Below are 756 nucleotides of genomic sequence, written 5' to 3'. Positions count from 1 at the left end.
TATCAGAGCTGTTCGCGATTTGCTCCTACAGGCCAAAGGTCGCGTTCAAGTCACCCCTGTGCCTGCAATGGCATCGTTCGTCCGGCGCGTTGAAAACGATGTTAGTGTGCGAGCGAGGCATAGTGAAAACGAGGAAGGTCTCATGAATTTCGATGATATCGACCTCAATTTGCTCAGAGTGTTCGATGTGATGATGCGTGAAAGGAGTGTAACGCGCGCAGCCAGCGAATTAGGACCTGTGAGCAGATTGCCCGCATACTCGACAGCCAAGCGCCGCCGGTGAGTTAATCGCTTGCTCGTCTGCGGTTAAGCAAGGCCGTTTAGCCCACCTCCCAACAAGGTCGCCGTTATCATAGCGGCGGCCTCACCGTATTCTATGCGAGCTACGACCGAGTAGATAAGGACTCCCATGACTTCAACCGCAGCTATTGCGGCAAGGCGATCCTGAGTTGACCACGGCCGATGCCGGGTCGGAGACCGATGCGCCGGATTTCGCAGCAAGCGGCAGCATTTCCAAATGTGCTTGTGGGCGGATTTGGGCTGTTTTATGTATGGCTTCAATAGGAGACGATATGAGTGTTCCAAATGCTGATCAAACTATAACCGCAGGAAAGCTGGCGGAATTTGTAGCGAAGTCCGTAGAGGCCGCGCGCGCGGTGGAAGGGCCATTTTACCATCTCGAGTTCGACCGGGTCTTTCCGGAGGATGTTTATAAATCCATGCTGGCGGCGCTGCCGGTGTATGCGGATTACCGAC

2 pseudogenes are annotated in these 756 nt (G+C 54.4%); both read left to right on the top strand.

The features are described 5' to 3' along the window. A pseudogene (locus tag ACXJ7R_RS35140) lies at positions 1-283 on the top strand (hypothetical protein); the annotation flags it as partial. 166 nt (positions 284-449) lie between these two features. Continuing rightward, positions 450-756, top strand: a pseudogene (locus ACXJ7R_RS35135) (hypothetical protein); the annotation flags it as partial.

The sequence above is a fragment of the Mesorhizobium sp. P5_C1 genome (genome assembly GCF_054049815.1).
Note: the sequence above shows the minus strand (reverse complement) of the source record. Positions and strands in the feature narration are given on the sequence as shown.